The 17,311-nt window shown below is 59.4% G+C and carries 16 protein-coding genes; 8 read left to right on the top strand and 8 right to left on the bottom strand.

The features are described from left to right. Positions 1–214: 214 nt before the first annotated feature. The gene (locus ASU33_RS05305; RefSeq protein WP_059069006.1) at positions 215–1,411 is read right to left on the bottom strand and encodes an SMP-30/gluconolactonase/LRE family protein; all 1,197 of its coding nucleotides are present in this window, start codon (positions 1,409–1,411) and stop codon (positions 215–217) included. Positions 1,412–1,853: 442 nt separating this feature from the next. On the opposite strand from ASU33_RS05305, the gene ASU33_RS05300 reads away from it, so the two are divergent. Beyond that, the gene (locus ASU33_RS05300) at positions 1,854–2,312 is read left to right on the top strand and encodes an RlpA-like double-psi beta-barrel domain-containing protein (RefSeq protein ID WP_059069004.1); all 459 of its coding nucleotides are present in this window, start codon (positions 1,854–1,856) and stop codon (positions 2,310–2,312) included. Positions 2,313–2,409: 97 nt separating this feature from the next. On the opposite strand, the gene ASU33_RS05295 is transcribed toward ASU33_RS05300, so the two are convergent. Continuing rightward, entirely contained in the window at positions 2,410–3,420 is a 1,011-nt protein-coding gene (locus tag ASU33_RS05295) for a hypothetical protein (protein ID WP_059069002.1), read from the bottom strand. Positions 3,421–3,505: 85 nt separating this feature from the next. Next, on the bottom strand, positions 3,506–3,907 hold the full coding sequence (locus ASU33_RS05290) for a hypothetical protein (protein WP_059069000.1): 402 nt from the start codon (positions 3,905–3,907) through the stop codon (positions 3,506–3,508). Positions 3,908–4,034: 127 nt separating this feature from the next. Here ASU33_RS05290 and ASU33_RS05285 point away from each other — a divergent pair, with 127 nt between their 5' ends. Next, positions 4,035–6,074, top strand: coding sequence for a WG repeat-containing protein (locus ASU33_RS05285; protein ID WP_059068998.1), 2,040 nt, complete (start codon positions 4,035–4,037; stop codon positions 6,072–6,074). Between the two features lie 14 nt (positions 6,075–6,088). Here ASU33_RS05285 and ASU33_RS05280 read toward each other — a convergent pair whose 3' ends face one another. Next, entirely contained in the window at positions 6,089–6,544 is a 456-nt protein-coding gene (locus tag ASU33_RS05280; RefSeq protein ID WP_059068996.1) for a DUF6799 domain-containing protein, read from the bottom strand. A gap of 130 nt (positions 6,545–6,674) precedes the next feature. Here ASU33_RS05280 and ASU33_RS05275 point away from each other — a divergent pair, with 130 nt between their 5' ends. Next, entirely contained in the window at positions 6,675–6,983 is a 309-nt protein-coding gene (locus ASU33_RS05275) for a hypothetical protein (RefSeq protein WP_059068994.1), read from the top strand. A 61-nt stretch (positions 6,984–7,044) separates the two neighbouring features. On the opposite strand, the gene ASU33_RS05270 is transcribed toward ASU33_RS05275, so the two are convergent. Then, entirely contained in the window at positions 7,045–8,583 is a 1,539-nt protein-coding gene (locus ASU33_RS05270) for a tetratricopeptide repeat protein (RefSeq protein ID WP_059068991.1), read from the bottom strand. 205 nt (positions 8,584–8,788) lie between these two features. Between ASU33_RS05270 and ASU33_RS05265 the strand changes: the two genes are divergently transcribed. The 3 genes from ASU33_RS05265 (at position 8,789) to ASU33_RS05255 (ending at position 10,991) form a co-directional block, all read left to right on the top strand. Beyond that, positions 8,789–9,382, top strand: a complete 594-nt coding sequence (locus ASU33_RS05265; RefSeq protein WP_149867066.1) for a hypothetical protein — start codon at positions 8,789–8,791, stop codon at positions 9,380–9,382. Positions 9,383–9,526: 144 nt separating this feature from the next. After that, positions 9,527–10,090: a hypothetical protein gene (locus ASU33_RS05260; protein ID WP_059068987.1), complete on the top strand. Its 564-nt coding sequence runs from the start codon at positions 9,527–9,529 to the stop codon at positions 10,088–10,090. Positions 10,091–10,154: 64 nt separating this feature from the next. Continuing rightward, positions 10,155–10,991, top strand: coding sequence for a DUF1206 domain-containing protein (locus ASU33_RS05255; protein WP_078062893.1), 837 nt, complete (start codon positions 10,155–10,157; stop codon positions 10,989–10,991). 73 nt (positions 10,992–11,064) lie between these two features. Here the strand turns inward: ASU33_RS05255 and ASU33_RS05250 are convergent, their stop codons facing one another. Next, positions 11,065–12,300 (bottom strand): NAD(P)-dependent oxidoreductase, encoded by a 1,236-nt coding sequence (locus ASU33_RS05250; protein ID WP_059068983.1) that lies wholly within the window; start codon positions 12,298–12,300, stop codon positions 11,065–11,067. A gap of 313 nt (positions 12,301–12,613) precedes the next feature. On the opposite strand from ASU33_RS05250, the gene gcvP reads away from it, so the two are divergent. Further along, positions 12,614–15,532 (top strand): aminomethyl-transferring glycine dehydrogenase, encoded by a 2,919-nt coding sequence (gcvP, locus tag ASU33_RS05245; protein WP_059068981.1) that lies wholly within the window; start codon positions 12,614–12,616, stop codon positions 15,530–15,532. A 135-nt stretch (positions 15,533–15,667) separates the two neighbouring features. Here gcvP and ASU33_RS05240 read toward each other — a convergent pair whose 3' ends face one another. Beyond that, complete coding sequence (locus ASU33_RS05240; protein ID WP_059068979.1) at positions 15,668–15,964, bottom strand: hypothetical protein; 297 nt, start codon at positions 15,962–15,964, stop codon at positions 15,668–15,670. 87 nt (positions 15,965–16,051) lie between these two features. Next, entirely contained in the window at positions 16,052–16,345 is a 294-nt protein-coding gene (locus ASU33_RS05235) for an SH3 domain-containing protein (protein ID WP_059068976.1), read from the bottom strand. Between the two features lie 214 nt (positions 16,346–16,559). On the opposite strand from ASU33_RS05235, the gene ASU33_RS05230 reads away from it, so the two are divergent. Continuing rightward, positions 16,560–17,168 (top strand): DUF4136 domain-containing protein, encoded by a 609-nt coding sequence (locus tag ASU33_RS05230; protein ID WP_059068974.1) that lies wholly within the window; start codon positions 16,560–16,562, stop codon positions 17,166–17,168. The last annotated feature ends 143 nt before the right edge of the window (positions 17,169–17,311 follow it).

Raw genomic sequence — 17,311 nt, 5'->3', positions numbered from 1 at the left:
TACCGAAAGAAGCGCAAATACATATGCGCATACGCAAATACACCTGATATACAATAAGCTCAGCTTATATCAAGTAGCTTATGGTTGACTTATGCGGCATTTTGACTCTGGTTGGAGCTGCGAAAAGGACTCCTCCAATTCTCGATAATAAACGATTGTAAACGAAAAGGCCTGCTCATGGTTGAGCAGGCCCTAGGTAACTGCGCAGTTTAGGTTATTGCGGCAACGAGGTCTTTAGAATGCGGTAGGGCTGGTCTTTTTTGCTTACGCCTTTGTTCCAAGTGGGTGTTTTGTGAATGGCCGAAGTGGTGACGTACATGGTACCGTCGGGCATCAGAAAATACGTATCGGGCCATTGCAGGCGTGGATCTTTGATCCATTCGCTCACCTTGCCATCGGGCGTACGGCGCACCAAGGCGTTTTGCTCGAAAGCCGTTAGGTACACGTTGCCCGCCTGATCAATTTCCATACCATCGGTGGCAGTGGTCTTCCCTAGGTTTTCAACCTGCTCGCCAAGCTGGGTTTCGGACAGAGCGGCGTTGCGCAAGGCTGCTGTAGGAATGCGATAGAGTGTGCGTCCGGTGAGAGCTTGGTAGTACAGATGCTTATTGTCGCGGCTAAGGGCAATGCCGTCCGAAGCAATTTTCATGGGCTTGCCTTGTGCGTCGATCATGGGGTTGCCCTCCACGTTCAGCCGAATATCCTCGGGCTTTACGGAGGGGTGGTTGGTAAGCAGGCGGCGCGCTTTTTGGGTTTTCAGATCAACTACTACAATGCCGCCCTGCGCCGATTCGGTGATGTAGGCGTAGTTGTTGTCGGTGTCGATGCGCACGTCGTTGAGGTAGGACCTCTCGGGTGCGGCTTGCTTGTCGAACACGATGGTTTGCACCACCTGATCTGTCTTCGGGTCAATCTTCACCAGCTTGGCGCCGCCGTTCACCACGGTTTTCAGGCCGGGTGCGGCGGGGTCGAGCACCCACAGCATGCCGTTGCGGTCAACGGTGGCGGCCTGCGGGCAAATCCAGTGCTTGGCAGGCTCGTTCTTCACCGAGTCGTTCCACATGCACCAACTGGCGTTTGGGTATGGCTTAACGCTGTTGTTGGGGCCTACCTCGGCAATGGGGTTAACGGGGTTGTCGTCCCATCTAGGAAATACACCGAACACGCGGCCATCAGGCGTAACGGCCACGCCCACAATCTGCGGCTCCTGAAACTCGGCCACTACCTGAAGCGCCGAGCTGGCGGGAACTTTCGCATCGGTGGCCGGGTTAGTACCATCCGCGTTTTGCTGAGCGGCGGTTTCTTCGGGCTGCTGGCGCGAGGAGCAACCTGCCAGGGATATAGTCAGGGCGGCCGCACCTAGGAAGCAACGCAACACTCCAGTCAAGCTGGGTAAGTGTATGTTTTTCATGGTATTTGGGTAAGAATTGCGGCAAAAGCCCAAAGCGTACAAGCATTTGTTGTGCAGGTACGTAGCAACCTTTCAGTTGTTGGTGTGCTGCCTTACTCATGGCTTGTTGGGCAGCTTGCAAGCCTCTACCATAACCCTCCAAGGTTGCTCCCGTTTAAGCTACCTCTGCCCCCTATTCGACTACCTAATGCAGCTATTTATATAATTTAACACATAAAAATTTAAACTAAACAAATTATATTCTATACCTTAACATCAATGGACACTGGCAAGCAAGGCCACTATTTGCGCCTTCTTACTCATATGAATTCTGGCCGTGCGTCGGCCGGACCTTAACCTCCCCAGGTGAAAGAGGGAGTGCACGAACCCTAAAGAGATGTCTATCGCACTTTTCCTCCTGTATTTATTCTTCCCCTCCGCCTCAGATTTTGCCCCCCGGAACTTGCCCACTGCGCCCCTGGCACCGCGCGTGGTGAAAGTGAAACCAACGCCAGCCGTTGTGGCTTACCAAAAACCGCCTCGTAAGCTGCCGACATACCGCGTAACGGCCACCGTGTACATGGCCGAAGCCCGTCAAACCGATTCGGATCCGCTCGTAACGGCCGATAATTCCCGTATTCCACGCCGTGCCACAAGCAAAATTCGCTGGATGGCCCTTTCGCGCGACCTGCTCGACAAGTGGGGCGGCCCGTTCCGCTTCGGCGATTCCGTGCAGGTTCGGGGCGTTTCGCCCGAACTTGATGGCGTGTACGTGGTGCACGACACGATGAATCGTCGCTTTAAGCACGGCATCGATCTGCTCGTGGCCAAGCACGAAGACTTTTACGGCCGTTGGACGGACGTCCGCATTAGCCCGGTGCCTAAGCGCCCGGTGGTAATCCCGCAGTGGCAAGCCGGCTAAGCCGTTTGCACCGCTTAAGCCCGCTCATGCCTAGCTAGGCTTTGCAGCGTCTTATCAAAAATTAGCTGCTTCCTATTTTCTTGAAGCAGTGCGTGTATTATTCCGGAAACTGTGTCAGCACCCGCGGGTTGCCAGCCTCATCGTAGAGGTAGCTAAGCGGCTGCCGAGGGTCGCGCAAGATATCGCGCAGGCTTATTTGCCAGGGCAGCCAGAGCTCCTCGAGCGTTTGGGCGTAAGCCATGGTATCCCAAGGGTTGAACACCGAGCCGGTTACATCATCTAGGAAAGTGTCCATCACGAGCACTTCGTCGCCAGGCTTTACCGGGCGGGGGAAGTACTCCGGAATGGCACTGATGAGGTAAGCCCCGTAGTACACACGCGCCTTAAATTCAGCCAACTGCACCGGGTGCAAGGGCCGCGTTTGCGCATCGGCGTAAACGCGCTCCATCACGTCGCGCAGCATGGCGTTATCGAGCACGCAGCTGACCACGGCCACGTTGCCGAGGCGAATGCTGAACACCATGGTAGCGAGGTCGTCGTCGTAGGCAAACGGCGCGTCGTCGGGCCCTAGGTTCACATCAAGCAAAAACACCGAGCCAGGCGTAAAGTCGTCGTACTCCATGGGTACGCGCAAGGCCTGCAGCACCTGAAAAAAGCAGCGGAAGCGGCTGAACAGCGTGCGGTTTTCGGCCAGTGGGTAGCGCGGTTTGATGAGGGGCTCCAGCTCGCGCGCCAGCTCGTTCACGAAGATGCCATAAAACATCTTGCCCAACCACAAAAACAGCGTTTGCTCGTCGAGCGTCCGCAGGCCTTGCGGGCTTTCGGCGGTGGCCTGCTCTACGCGCGCTTCCAGCGCGTTTACGTGCTCGTGGTGGCATTTGGCGCAGCACGGGATGCTCAGCTCATCAAAACTGCTGGTGCTTTGGTCGAGCATTTGGATGGGCTTGCTGCCTAGCTGGTAACGCTCGCGCAACCACGGTGCAAACACCGGCACTTTATCAACGGCCGGGTCGACGGGGGTACCGCACAAAAAGCAGTTGGGCGCTACCAACTGCATGCGCACAAAGGGGTCGTAGAGCGTAAGATCGGGCGTAGGAACAGCTGCCATAGGCCGCAAAAATACACTGCCCGCCGCAGCCGGAACGAACCGGCCGCGGCGGGCAGCACTATTATATACCGGATCCGGCTGAAACTTAGCGCGACAGCGACGAGCCAAGCTTAATGAGCAGCTTGCCCAGCTGGGCCAGCGGCGGGCCGTAGCCGCTCGAGGCATCATCGGCTACTTTGCTGGTTTCGGCACCTAGGGTAGCCAGCGTTTCGGCCAGGGTGTGCGAGTCGATGCTGTCGGAAGTGAGCTGCTCGCGCAAAGACGTCAGCTCCTGAATGATTTTGGCGAGGCCGGTTTTTTCGCTGGCCCGCAGTACTTCCGTCCACCGGCCGATTTCGGTGAGGCCGTATTGGTCGGCTTGCGTGGGCACGCCGTTGTTGAGCAGGGCCAGGGTATCATCGATAAGCGCGGAGTGCTGGCCATCAGTTACTTCGAGCGGTGCCTGAAATTCGGGCGTGTGAGTGGGAGTGGGCGTAAGCGAATCCATACAAGAGGGCTGGAAAATCAAACAAACAGAAACGGCAACCGCTTGCGTATACTTCGGCTGAATACAAAAAGTTGGCCGGCAGAGGCCGCCAATTCCTTTCCGCGCCACCAATTTGCGGTGGCTTTCTATGCTACACGTTTTTCAGCCCGCTTCTTTTTCCGATTCGGCCCGGCAAGCTTTGTTCGAAGCCGTGCAGGATGCCCTTCGGGCTTCAGCCCAAACCAGCCAGGCCGATGCCCTGCTGGCCGGGCCATTGCGCTTGCCCAACGGCTCGTTGGTTGATGCGCTGTTGGTGCGCCCGCACAGCCTAACCCTGCTGACGCTGCACCCCGGCGCCGGCGAGCTAAGTATTCCGTCGTTTGCGGCCAGCGGGTGGCGGCTCGATGGGGTACCCCTACCCACTGGCTCGGCCATCAATCCTTACGTGGCTTTTCAGGAGCAGCGGGAGGCACTGCTGAAGCTCATCGGCCCACTGTTGCCCCCCGATGCTATCAACAGCCAGTTCGTAACGGGATTGTGGGTGCCTACTGGCTCCGTACGTTTTGGCGCCGATGTGGAGGCCAGCATGGCCGAAGCGCCGGAGGCCCGGCAGTTTCAGCTGCTGCCCGAAGTGGCCCGCCTGCCGCGGCGCCTAGCCCAGTTGGCCACTCCCGAAATTGAGCTGACCGACGCCGACATCCGCCACCTGGCCGAAGCCCTGCCCAGCGCCCTAGGTGCTGGGCAGGCTGCGGGGACCGGGGCCGACGGCAACCGTCGTTCGTTTGGCTCGCTGATGCAAAACTCGGCCCGGCAGCTTTGGCGGTGGATTGGAGCCGAAGACATCGACTCGCTTTCGCCCGACACGTACGAGCTAGCCGCCCAAACCGAAGACCGCAAGCACGAGCTGGAGCAGCAGCAAGCAGCGCTGCAACAACAACTCGCCGACCAAGTGCGAGCCTTGGAAGCCCGCGAATCGGCCCGCGAGCAAAGCATGGCGCAGCTGCGCAACCAACTGGCGCAAGCTCAGGCCCAATCGGCCCCGAACACAGCCGAGCTGCAGGCGCGGCTGGCGCGCGAGAACCAAGCCAAGGAGGAAGAGGAAGCCGCGCTGCGGCAGTCGCAGCAGGAGTGGCAGCAACGCAACCACGACCTCGACTCCAAGATTCAGGCCTTGGAGCAGCTGATTCAGCGGTTGCAGGCAGTCCCCTCGCAGGCTGCTCCACCAGCGCCGGCTGCCCCAACCGCCGCTGAGCAGCCCAGTGCTGCACCAGCCGCGGCCGAGGCTACTGCTCCTACGGTGCCGCCTCCTGCTCCGCAGCCTGCCCAAGCACCACCTAGGGCTGCAGTTCCGCCCCCACCCGTTCGCCCGGCCCAGGCTCCTGCCAGCTCACCCCAAGCGGCTAAGGCTTTTGATAGTGCAGCCGCCAAGGCCGGTGCCCGACAATTCGCGGATCGGCTGGCCCTAAGTGTAGCGGCTTTGCGCGAGCGGTTGGGCCCGCGCCTCACGCCCGGCTTGCTGAAGCTGCTGGGTGGTGCCCTAGGGGTTGTGCTGCTGGTATGGCTCGGCAGCAAGCTGTTCAGCAGCAGTGCGCCCGAGCCTTACCAAGCCAACGGCCGCTGGGGCTTTGCCAAGGGCGATGAGCCGGTAGTTGAAGCCAAGTACAGCTCGGTGCAGCCGTTTCAGGAAGGCTTGGCCGTGGTGGAGCGCGACGGTGCTTTTGGCTTTGTGGATACCGACGGTACCGAGGTAGTGCCGCCCACCTACGATGCTCTGAACGCCTACGCCGGCGGCTATGCTCGAGTGCGCGTCGGCGATTTGTACACCTTTATTGATGAGGACGGCCAGGAGTTCAGCCACTATTTCTACAATGCCTACGACTTTGCCGAGGGCTATGCCCCAGTGCTCGACCGCCGCGGCTGGTTTTACATCAGTGGGCCTGATGCGGGCGTGCCCGACAATCCGCGGCTGTTTCAGGAGGCTTACCCCTTCCGCAACGGGCTGGCACGGGTGCGGCTGAATGGTACGTACACGTTCATCACGCCGAAGCACCTTACCGACCCCGAGCGCAGCTTGGAGCCGTTTGGCCGCTACGAGCAAGCCACCGACTTTGTGGATGGCCGCGCCCGCGTACGGCAAGATGGCCGTAGCTTCTTCATCGACGAAGACGGCGATGAGGTAGCCGAATAGCTGCGGTAAGCTGATTAATCGTCGTGCTTTTTGCGTTTGCCCCGGCGCTTCTGCCATTTTTTGCGCACGCCCGGCGGCACCCAACGGCCTTCGTCATCAAGGCTCACGGTTTGGCTGCCCCTAGGTGCCGAACGCCCGCCCACCACGGCCCAGGTGCCGTTGGGCTGGCGGCGGGCACTGCGCAGGGTACCTTGCAGGTCGCAGGCTTGCCCTTCGGCCAGTGGCTGACGCTTGCCATCGGGTTCAATTACAAACCCCTCGGGCGTAACGGTACGGCCGTTGGGCAGATGCACTTCGCGGGAGAGGGGGCGCAATTGGCCATGACGCACTACATAAGTGGTACCGTTTTGGCGCAGAAAGCCGTCGTTGGCGGCACCCGATTGCCCAACGGCAGGCCAACTCAGCAAGCAAGCCAATAGCGCCCCAACCCAGGTTTTGCGCAAAACAAAGGAGAGCAAGTGAGGCAACATCGGTGGGGCAGAAACGTAAGCGAAGCCGCTTTTACGCCGCCCGGTTGCCAAACGTTGGTGCAGCACTGGGTTACCTTTCGACGAATGCTGTATCAAGCTTCGATTTGTCCACCTAAAACAGCCAAACATCATGAAATTCTCCTTTAAAACCCTGCTGGCAGTAGCTGCCTTCGCCGCTTTCGCTACCACTTCGTGCAGCGAAAAAACCCAAGAAAACGCCGAAGCTACGACCGAAAGCGCAGCCAACGACGCTGCTAATGCTACTTCGGGCGCGGCCGATGCCACTTCGAACGCTGCTGATGCGGCCGGCAACGCCGCTGCTGACGCAGTAACGCCCGACGGCGACGGCCAAAACACCGTTGCTCCTGAGAAGGGCGACACCGCTACCGTACAAAACAAGCCCGCCAACGGCGTAGTTGACGAAACTCAGAAGAAGTAGTATTTTCTTGCTTAGCATACCAAGCGCCTGCTCCCAGCCCGGGAGCAGGCGCTTGTGCTTTTTAGGCTATTGCGGCGGCTGGCTGCGGGGCCGTAAGCTCTACCAGCACGTCGTAGTAGGGCCGGTTCATCATGCGCGCCCGCAGCCAGGCATAAAAGCTCAGGGCTTGCAGGTCTTCGCGCTCGAGGGGCAGAAAACGCGGCATTTCGGCCACGCGGGCCGCAAAAGCCGGCTGCCGGGCCGCGGTGGGGTTCTCGATGATGTCGCGCACCAAAGCCAAGTAGCTAAGCACGTAGCGGTATGCGCCGCCATCGGCCCCAAACCGGTCGCGCACCAACCGCTCGATGGCCCGCAGGCGGTGCGCCGCCACATCGTGGTGGCCCATTTCAAGCTGCGTCAGCATTTCGCCTAGGTTCTTATTCAGCAGCCACTCCACGCCCATTTTTTCTTCGCACCAGTGGTCGGAGCGGCCAATGGTGAGCAGTACCTGGTTGGTGCGCTGGTATTGCCCCTCGGCAAAGTAATGAAAGCCCAACCCCAGGCGAGCCGTAAGGTGGTCGCGCGGGCTGAGCTGGTGGGTGCGCAGCAGTTCCTCGAGCAGCGCAATGCTTTCGGCGTTGCGGCGCAAAAAAGCCAGGTTGGCGGCCAGCAGAAAGATATACCGGGGGTAAAACTCGTTCTGGTGGCTGCGCGAGCCCGTGCTCAGCAGCTGGTGCAACTGCCCTAGGTACTCCACCGACTCGGTGAAGCGCCGGTTGCGGTAGAGCGCGTGCGCAATCATGTAGAGCAGCCCCAACTGGTACTCGCGGTGAGCGGCCTGAAAACCGTGGCGCTTTTCCATGAGGTGGTAGCAGCGGCGTACAAACGGCTCGAACGACGCAAAATCGCGGCGCACCAGCATGGCCGAGCGGGCAATGCTAAGCAGGCGGTACAACAGCGAGGGCCGACGGGCAAAGGCTTCCTGCAGGTCGTATTCGCGCAGGATATCCTGTATTATCTGATCGAAAGCCGCGCCCGAGCGGCCGTGGGTGCGCGCCTCGCGCAGGCGCTGGCGCATTAGGCTGTAGGCAATGGCAGCGCGTTCTTCTTCCTCGGCGGCGGGCTTGTTGCGGTTACGTCGCTTCAAAATTTCACCTAGGGGCTCGGCATGCTCGCTGTGGGCGTATTCAATCTGCAGGTTGTACACTGTGTTCAGCAGTTCGTACTGCTCATTTTGGGCAGCCAGCTTTTCGGCTTTGCGCAGGATGTTCCAGGCCAGGCGTGCGATGCCGCTATCGAAGAGGTACTGCGCTAAGCTGAGCTGCCCGCGCACGGTGGAGGCTGCCGTAAGGTCCTGGTCGCGCTGCTTGAGCAACAAGAAATCGGTTACCTGCCGCAGCAGGCGTTTGCGCAGGGCGTAATACGCCACGGCGTTGGGCTCGTTGGGGTAGAGATGCTGCAACAGCTCGGGCGTGTCGTACTCCTGCTTTTGCCAGAGCAGCTCGCACAGGTGGGCATCTTTTCGGCCTTTTTCCTTGCGTCGTTGCCGCTGCAAAAACCGCAAAAACTCTTTGCGGTCGTCGGGCGAGAAAGTAGCCAAGGTGGTGCGCAGATCATCCATGCATGAAAGATGCATAAAATGACTCGAGCCTTACCTATATCGTGTTTACAAGGTCAGTTTATACTCTATCAATTTTTTAGTAAACAAACACTTAACATCAAATATCAAGGTGTTATAAAGTCAGGTTATGCCAACTATTCGTTGGCAGTGTAGCCGAGCGGGCGCCTACTTTCGGAGCATCAAAACACTATTTCCAAGCCCCTGTATGCTCCGCCGTTCAGTACTCTTATTCGTCGGCCTGTTGCTCGGCCACGTTGCTTCGTTTGCGCAAAGCTCTTCGGCTGATCACGATGCCGCAACGCCTGTTACTGTAGCTGTTGCCAGCTCTGCAGCCCAGGCAACTCTGCTCTCGGATGCCGAGCTGGATGCTTTCTTGTTAGCCGACACCCTGGGCCACAACCTAGCTGAACCGGTTCTCAGTAGCCCCGAGGCGGCCGCCAGCAGCCAATTCGTAGGTTTATCGGCCAAGGAGCGTTACCAGCTAGGCCAGGCCGATGCGCGCAAACATTACAAGCCCAGCAAAGGAGCGTTCTGGATTACGTTCGGAGCTACTTCCATTGCCCCGTTCGGGGCCGGCCCGCTGTTGGGCTTGGCTAGCGGCACTGTCATAGCGGCTACGCCCCCTGGGGCCGCAAAGCTAAACGCCCCGCACCCCGAGCTGCTTCAGGATGCCGATTACTACCGCGGCTACCGCAAGCAGGCACAAGCCCGGCGCACGGGCAAGGCCGCTGCGGGCTTTGGCGTGGCTATTGGCATGCAGGCCGCGCTGGTGCTGCTGCTGGCTACCCAGGGCTTGTAGGAGCAACCTCGACTGCACCCAGCCGTAAGAAATTTTACCTGCATGCTACCAATCCTAGCCCCGCAGCGCTGCTGCGGGGCTTTCTACTGCTATAAACACACGCTATGCACATCCAAATACGTCCTTATTTTGTTTTGTATCTCGATGATTACCAGCGCAGAACAATTTTTAACCTTAGGCAACAAAGCCCTGCTGCGACTGCCTAAAACCGCGTTCCTCTGCTCGCGCGATTATCCAAGCGCCATTGAGCGCCAAGTATACCTGTGGGCACTCGAGCAGCGCTCCTTAGGTACCTGCGTGCTGTCGGGGTTCCACTCCAGGCTCGAGCAAAAGGTGCTACGCTATTTGTTGCAGGGCTTGTGGCAACCTGTGGTTTATGCACTGGCCCGCGGCATTCAGCCCAGCACGCGCTTCGAGTACGAAATGCAGATTGCGGCCGGGCGCCTGCTGTTCATCACGCCCTTTGCCGAGGATGTGCACACCATCACCCAAGACACGGCCAACATCCGCAACCTACTGATTGCCGATCTGGCCGACTCATTTTTCATTCCCTACCTCACGCCGGGCGGCAACCTCAACGACTTGCTGCAACACGCGGCCTTCCGGCAAAAGCCGGTCGTAACGCTCGATCTGCCCGAGAACTACCCGCTTAAAGCATTAGGGGCCACCGTGTTCCGGCCACAGCTTGCGCTTAGCAATAAGCTGTAGTACCCTAACCTTTCGGCGTAATTGATGCGTATGCTAGGGTGTTCACTTTTCCGACCCAAACACCATGGCTACTCTAGCGTCTCATATTCCTACTCACCTTCCGGCTTCGCCCTCCGATGGCATCCGTACTCTGGCTCGCCTAGGCTTTGCCGCGAAAGGTGTTGTGTACACCGTTCTTGGCGTGCTGGCCGTAATGGCGGCCACCGGTACCGAAGGCGGCCGCACCGCCAGCAAAACGCAGGTGCTGCAAACCATTCAGGACATGCCCATGGGCCGCTGGCTGCTGGGCCTTGTAGCCCTGGGGCTGGCGGGCTACGTTATCTGGCGCTTGGTGCAGGCCATTCGCGACACCGAGGGCCACGGCAACGACGCCAAAGGCATGGGCAAGCGCCTTGCGTATGCAGCCAGCGCTTTGGGTTATGGCGTGCTGGCCTACATCGCCGGCAAAGCAGCTTTCGAAAATACCTCAGCCAACAGTGGCGGCAACTCTAGGCAGTCGTTTGTAGCCACCCTGCTCGAGCAATCGTATGGGCAGTGGCTGGTAGGCGCTATTGGCCTGACGGTAATCGGCATTGGCATTTACCAACTGATGCGGGCTTACTCCGGCTCGTTTGCCAAGCACGTAAACTCCAGCCGCATTCCGGCTAATCAGCAGCGCATGGTACACCGCGTGGGCCAACTAGGCTACACGGCGCGTGGCATTGTGTGGGCTATTCTGGGCTATTTCCTGATTCAGGCAGCCATGCACAGCAACGCCAACGAAGCGCAAGGCACCGAAGGCGCCTTCGACTTTTTGGCCAGCATGGGCTCGGGCATTATGCTGGTAGTGGCACTGGGCCTGGTGGCCTACGGCCTGTACATGTTTGTCCGGGCCAAGTACCCCATCCTGCGCGGCGTGTAAGCCGCCTAGGTCAAAACACAACGAAGCCCGCTTGGCAATGCCGAGCGGGCTTTTTTGTTGGCGTTTAGTTGGGCTAGTGCACGCCGGTTAGCACGTCTTCGCCCACGTAATCGTGCAGGTACTCGAACCTAGGAGCGAGCTGCCCGTGGGCGGCAATGGTTGCCCGCTCCACTACCTTATCAGGGTCGGGGCCGAACAGGTGCGGGAACACATTATCAATAAGCTGCCGCCCGAAGTCGCGCGAGGCGTTGCGGGGCAGCTCGCACGGCAGGTTGTCCACCGCCATTACCGTGATGTTGCCGGGGCGCGAGTACGCGGCCTCCAGCTCGCCGGTGGTGGGGTTGTAGTCGAAAGCTGGATCGGGGATGCTGGTGCTGCGCTTGGTTACCGGTATCGAGCCGTCGACATCGCAGGTAACATCGGCAATGGTATTGATGCGGAAGTCGGGGCGGCGCGTGTCGTCTTCCGAAAACAGCCTAGGTGCCGTGGGGTGCCAGTAAGCGCAGGCAATCAGTAAGTCGGTTACGGGCAGAAACTTGTCGAAGGTGGACTTATACTCCTGCGGGTTGCGGTGGAAATCGGGGGTGTCCCACACGCGGCCATCGAGGCGGGCGTTGTAATCAGAAGAGCGCAGCTGCGTGTACACCGGCTCCGCGAAATCGTGGTAGAGGTAATCGTACACGCTCACGCGCCGGATGCCCATGCAATCGAGCACTTCCAAAGCGCCCTTGGCTACGCGGCCCGAGCCCGTAACGGCAATTTTGATGGGCGGCAGGCGCTTTACCTTAAAGTACTCCTCCTGCATGTCGCCTAGGTCGGTGCACTGGTAGGCAGGCTTAAGCTGGTACAACCCGTGCTTGCGGCCGTAGGTGAGCAGCCCGTTGTAGGCGCCTACAATGCCAGCCCAGCGCCCAAAGGCCACAATCCGCTCGGCCTCGGCGTTGGTGAGCATTTCGTAGTCGATAAGCGTGATGTCTTTCTGCAACACTTGGCGCAGCAGCTCGCGGTTGGCCGGCTGCTTTTTTACCGTGTGCGAGAAGAACAGGTAGGTTTTGTGCGGAATGAGCTGCGCCACGGGCACCTCCTTCACGCCCATCAAAATATCGCAGTCCGATACGTCGGCTTGCACCTCAATGCCTAGGTCGCGGTACTCTTGGTCGTCGTAGCTGCGGATGTCGCTGCTCTGCACCACCACTTTCACGTGGGGCCAGGTGTGCTGCACCTCTACGCACTTCTTGGGGGTAAGCGGCACGCGGCGGTCGACGGGTACTTTGCCTTCGCGGATAAGGCCTAAACGGATGGGTGGCATAGCAGTAACAGAACGGGTGGGTGGTAACGGCAAAGCTATTGTTTTCAGGCATAAATGCGTCGCTACGCCCTGTTGCCCTTACAAGCCCTGCTGCCCGGCGCCGCATGCACTGCCCGCTGCCAAGCCCCCTAGGTAGCCTGCTTGCGCGGGGCCCCTTGCTGGTGCACCCGCGCATTTACCGTTCGGCCCAAACCCATGCTTCCTCATTTTGCACATTTTCATCGGGTTTTTGGTTTAAGGGGCAATCCATTTCAAGCTACCTTTGTTAGGGCCTAACGAGGTCCCATTTCCCGCCATCCATCTGTTTCCCTGTATGAAGTTGTCCTTCAAGCCCGCCGACGTGTTCGTTGACCGCCACAACGGTCCTGACGCGGCGGCCGTGGCCGAGATGCTGCAAACCATCGGCGTTGAGTCGGTGGATCAGCTCATCAATGAAACCGTACCGGCCCGCATCCGGCTGAAGCGCGAGCTGAACCTGCCCGCGGCTCTCACCGAGCGCCAGTTTCTGCAGAAGTTCAAGCAGATTGCCGGCCAAAACAAAGTGTTCCGCTCCTTTATTGGCCTGGGTTACCACGACAACCAGATGCCGCCGGTAATTCTGCGCAACATCATGGAAAACCCTGGCTGGTACACGGCTTACACGCCCTACCAGGCCGAAATTGCGCAAGGCCGCCTCGAAGCCCTCATCAACTACCAAACCATGGTGATTGAGCTGACGGGCCTCGAAATTGCCAACGCCTCGTTGCTCGACGAGGGCACCGCCGCCGCCGAAGCCATGAACATGTTCCATGGCCTCACCAAAAAGAAGAACGCCAACAAGTTCTTCGTGTCGGAGCAGGTGCTGCCCCAAACCCTCGACGTGCTGCGCACCCGCGCCACGCCCCTAGGTATCGAGCTGATCGTGGGCGACCACCGCACTGCCGACCTCTCCGATGAGGGCATCTTCGGTGCGCTGGTGCAGTACCCCGCCGCCGACGGTGAGGTGTTCGACTACACCGACTTTATTGCCCAAGCGCACGAGCGCGGCCAGTTTGTGGCCGTAGCGGCCGACCTGCTGGCCCTCACGCTGCTCACCTCGCCCGGCGAGATGGGTGCCGACGCCGTGGTAGGCAACTCGCAGCGCTTTGGCGTACCGATGGGTTACGGTGGCCCGCACGCCGGCTACTTCGCCACCAAAGACGCCTACAAGCGCGTAATTCCGGGTCGTATCATCGGCCAGAGCGTGGATGCTACCGGCAACCGTGCTTACCGCATGGCCCTGCAAACCCGCGAGCAGCACATCCGTCGCGAAAAGGCTACCTCTAACATTTGCACCGCGCAGGTGCTGCTGGCCGTTATTGCCGGCATGTACGCCGTGTACCACGGTCCCGAGCGCCTGAAGCAAATTGCTACCAACGTGCACCTGCTCACCCGCCAGCTGGCCGAGGGCCTGCGCGGCCTGGGCACCGAGCTGCTGGTTGAGAATTACTTCGACACGGTTTCGCTGAAGCTGGAAAGCGCCGAGCTGCAGCAGGCCCTGAAGCGCGAGTTGGAAGCCGTAGGCATCAACCTACGCTACTTCGGCGAGAGCAACGTGGGCATTTCGCTGCACCAGAACGCCGAGCCGCAAGACGTAGCCGATATCCTAGGTGCGTTTGGCAAAGTACTGGGCAAGCAGGCAACGGCTTCGGTTGAAGTACCAGCCGACGCCGAGCTGGTTTGGCCCGCTGGCCTGATTCGCACGTCGGAGTTCCTGAAGCACGAGGTGTTCAACACGCATCACTCGGAACACGAGCTGCTGCGCTACATGAAGCAGCTCGAGAACAAAGACCTCTCGCTGACGCACTCGATGATTTCGCTGGGCTCGTGCACCATGAAGCTCAACGCCACCGCCGAGATGATTCCGGTGACCTGGCCCGAAATCGGTCAATTGCACCCCTTCGCGCCGCGCGAGCAAGCCCAAGGCTACGCCCAGATCTTCAAAGACCTGGAAGCCTGGCTATGCGAGGTTACCGGCTTCGATGCGGTTTCGCTGCAGCCGAACTCGGGTGCACAGGGCGAATACGCTGGCCTGCTCGTAATTAAGGCTTACCACGACGCCCGCGGCGACCATCACCGCAACGTAGCTCTGATTCCGGCTTCGGCGCACGGCACCAACCCCGCTTCGGCGGCCATGGTGGGCATGCAGATCGTGGTGGTGAAGAGCACCGAGCGCGGCGAAATCGACCTCGACGACCTCAAGGCTAAGGCCGAGCAGTATTCGGATAAGTTGAGCTGCCTGATGGTAACCTACCCCAGCACGCACGGCGTGTACGAGGAGAGCATCATCGACATCTGCAACCTGATTCACGAGCACGGCGGCCGCGTGTACATGGACGGCGCCAACATGAACGCCCAGGTGGGCCTGACGTCGCCGGCCAACATCGGTGCCGACGTGTGCCACCTGAACCTGCACAAAACCTTCTGCATTCCGCACGGTGGCGGCGGCCCCGGCGTAGGCCCCATCGGTGTAGTGGCCGACTTGGCTCCGTACCTGCCCGGCCACGTGCTGGTAGACGCCGACGGCCGCACCGAAGGCGCGGTTTCGGCGGCTCCGTGGGGCTCGGCTAGCATTCTGCCCATTTCGTACGCCTACATTGCCATGATGGGCGGCGAAGGGCTGAAGGCGGCCACCGAAACGGCTATCCTGAACGCCAACTACATCAAGGCTCGCCTGGAGGAGCACTACCCCGTGCTGTACACCGGTGCCCACGGCCGTTGCGCCCACGAAATGATCCTCGACTGCCGCCAGTTCAAGAAAGCCGGCATTGAGGTAGAGGACATTGCCAAGCGCCTGATGGACTACGGCTACCACGCGCCCACCGTATCGTTCCCGGTAGCGGGCACGCTGATGGTGGAGCCGACCGAGTCGGAAAGCAAGGAGGAGCTGGACCGCTTCTGCGAGGCCATGATCAAGATCCGCGAGGAGATTCGGGCCGTGGAAGATGGCCACGCCGATGCCAAGGAGAACGTGCTGAAGCACGCCCCGCACACCGCGGCCGTACTGCTGCACGAAGAGTGGACGCGCCCCTACACCCGCGAGCAGGCTGCCTACCCCACCGACTTTGCCCGTCGCTTCAAGTTCTGGCCCACCGTGTCGCGCATCGACTCGGCTTACGGCGACCGGAATCTGATTTGCGCCTGCACGCCCATCGAGGCCTACGCCGACCAGGAGGAGCACCTTGTGCCCACCGACAAAGGTCCGTCGTACTAACCGGTAAACGGTTGTGGGCACTTGGTACTGATTGAGCAGAGCTGAGTGCCCACTACCAAATACTGAGTACTAACTACCAACAAAAAGGCCCGCTGCCAGATGGCAGCGGGCCTTTTTGTTGCGAGGCACCTAGGGTTAGCGGCTAAAGCAAGAGCGGTACATGTAACCCACCTGCGCTTCGCCGGCGGGGTTGGTAACGCGGGCCTTTACAAAGTACGTATCGACGGTATCCATCACTTGTACTTCCATGCCCGAAGCCACCGTCATCAGTTGCGTGGCTTCCTTCTTCATGCCGTCGTAGAGGGCGCATTCTACTACGGTGTTGTGTGCTACGGGTGTGCGGTTGCCACGCGATGCCGAGCTGCCATCATCTTTGGCGGCGCTGCAGGCACCTAGGGCTACGAGGGAACAGAACAGTAGAGCTTTTTTCATATAACTGAATTATGTCAGGAAGATAGTAAATTGATTGGGTGCCGAAAAGTGAAAAAATGCCTGGCGAGCGGCGCCCACATAAATACTTTACTTACCTAGGCAGGCTTTGTACATAAAGCCCGTGAGGGTTTTGCCGTCCTTGCTCATGCGGGCGCGCACAAAGTGGGCATTGGCCGAATCGAGCACTTGAACCTTGGCGCCTTCATCAACCATGGCCAGCATTTCGGACTGGGTAGAGGCTTGGCTGTAGAGGCCGCAGGTAGTGCCGGTGGTGCGGTCGATGGCTACCGGCAGCAGCGTTGGGATTTTAGCCACATCGTCTTTGGCGGTGGCGCAGGCCCCGAGCGTCAGCAGGAGCGCAGCAAACAATAGGCGGATCATGGGTAGGATTTTGGGGAAACAGAGCTGTGCTACAATATGTAACTCGTCAGTATTATATCAAAATATTCCTGTCTTTTTATTCTACTACATTCTTCGGGATATACAATAATGGGGAACGTACGCCCTACCCTAGGTGTTATACTAATGCGCCAGCAAAATGGGCCAACGCAGTACGCAGCGGCGGTTTTGAGCGCGTTTCACTATGCACCTTCTTATGAAATCCATCACTCAATTGTTCATCCGTCCGGCGGCGCTGGCTGCTGTTGGGCTTGCCCTGCTGTTGGGCTCGGCTGGCTGTGCCTCCATTCCGCGTGTAGGCGTCACCTCCGACTTCGATCATGCCGTTAACTTCCGCAACTACAAAACGTGGGCGTGGTACCCCCAGCAACCCTCCGACGCTGAAGGCGGCCCTGCTCAAGGATACAACTCGTTCTTCGACAAGCGCATGCGCCGCTCGGTAGAAGCCGAGATGGTACGCAAAGGCATGGCGAAGGTGGAGAAGAACCCCGACGTGTACGTGGCCTACTCGGCGCGCGTAGAGGATAAGCAGCGCACCAACACGGCCGTACCGTACGGCCCTTACGGCTGGTATCCGTACTGGGGCTACGGCTGGAACCGCGGCCTGTATCAGCAGCCTGTAGTGGAGTACAAGGCCGGCAACGTTATCATCGATATCGTGGATGCCAAGCGCAAAGAGCTGGTATGGCGTGGCTACGGCCAAAGCCAGGTAGACGAGCAGAACCTGTCGGATGAGGAAGTGAACCGCATCGTTTCGGGTGTGCTGGGCACCTACCCTCCTACCGATAACACCGCTCGCCGCTAAGCGTAAGCACACCACGTAACTTTTGAAAAGCCCCGCCACCACCGGCGGGGCTTTTTTTGTGCCTTAGCCGGTACCCGCATTGGGCACCTAGGGCGCACAGGTAATACAGCATTGTACCATCGGCAGCAGCGAAGCTGGGCAGT

The sequence above is a fragment of the Solirubrum puertoriconensis genome, from assembly GCF_001483135.1.
In the GTDB taxonomy this organism is placed as follows: Bacteria; Bacteroidota; Bacteroidia; order Cytophagales; family Hymenobacteraceae; genus Solirubrum; species Solirubrum puertoriconensis.
Note: the sequence above shows the minus strand (reverse complement) of the source record. Positions and strands in the feature narration are given on the sequence as shown.

Excerpts from the sequence above, each read along its gene's own strand:
- ASU33_RS05305 (WP_059069006.1), bottom strand. The coding sequence starts at position 1,411 with ATGAAAAACATACACTTACCCAGCTTGACTGGAGTGTTGCGTTGCTTC.
- ASU33_RS05295 (WP_059069002.1), bottom strand. The coding sequence starts at position 3,420 with ATGGCAGCTGTTCCTACGCCCGATCTTACGCTCTACGACCCCTTTGTG.
- ASU33_RS05290 (WP_059069000.1), bottom strand. The coding sequence starts at position 3,907 with ATGGATTCGCTTACGCCCACTCCCACTCACACGCCCGAATTTCAGGCA.
- ASU33_RS05285 (WP_059068998.1), top strand. The coding sequence starts at position 4,035 with ATGCTACACGTTTTTCAGCCCGCTTCTTTTTCCGATTCGGCCCGGCAA.
- ASU33_RS05280 (WP_059068996.1), bottom strand. The coding sequence starts at position 6,544 with ATGTTGCCTCACTTGCTCTCCTTTGTTTTGCGCAAAACCTGGGTTGGG.
- ASU33_RS05275 (WP_059068994.1), top strand. The coding sequence starts at position 6,675 with ATGAAATTCTCCTTTAAAACCCTGCTGGCAGTAGCTGCCTTCGCCGCT.
- ASU33_RS05270 (WP_059068991.1), bottom strand. The coding sequence starts at position 8,583 with ATGGATGATCTGCGCACCACCTTGGCTACTTTCTCGCCCGACGACCGC.
- ASU33_RS05265 (WP_149867066.1), top strand. The coding sequence starts at position 8,789 with ATGCTCCGCCGTTCAGTACTCTTATTCGTCGGCCTGTTGCTCGGCCAC.
- ASU33_RS05260 (WP_059068987.1), top strand. The coding sequence starts at position 9,527 with ATGATTACCAGCGCAGAACAATTTTTAACCTTAGGCAACAAAGCCCTG.
- ASU33_RS05255 (WP_078062893.1), top strand. The coding sequence starts at position 10,155 with ATGGCTACTCTAGCGTCTCATATTCCTACTCACCTTCCGGCTTCGCCC.
- ASU33_RS05250 (WP_059068983.1), bottom strand. The coding sequence starts at position 12,300 with ATGCCACCCATCCGTTTAGGCCTTATCCGCGAAGGCAAAGTACCCGTC.
- gcvP (WP_059068981.1), top strand. The coding sequence starts at position 12,614 with ATGAAGTTGTCCTTCAAGCCCGCCGACGTGTTCGTTGACCGCCACAAC.
- ASU33_RS05240 (WP_059068979.1), bottom strand. The coding sequence starts at position 15,964 with ATGAAAAAAGCTCTACTGTTCTGTTCCCTCGTAGCCCTAGGTGCCTGC.
- ASU33_RS05235 (WP_059068976.1), bottom strand. The coding sequence starts at position 16,345 with ATGATCCGCCTATTGTTTGCTGCGCTCCTGCTGACGCTCGGGGCCTGC.
- ASU33_RS05230 (WP_059068974.1), top strand. The coding sequence starts at position 16,560 with ATGAAATCCATCACTCAATTGTTCATCCGTCCGGCGGCGCTGGCTGCT.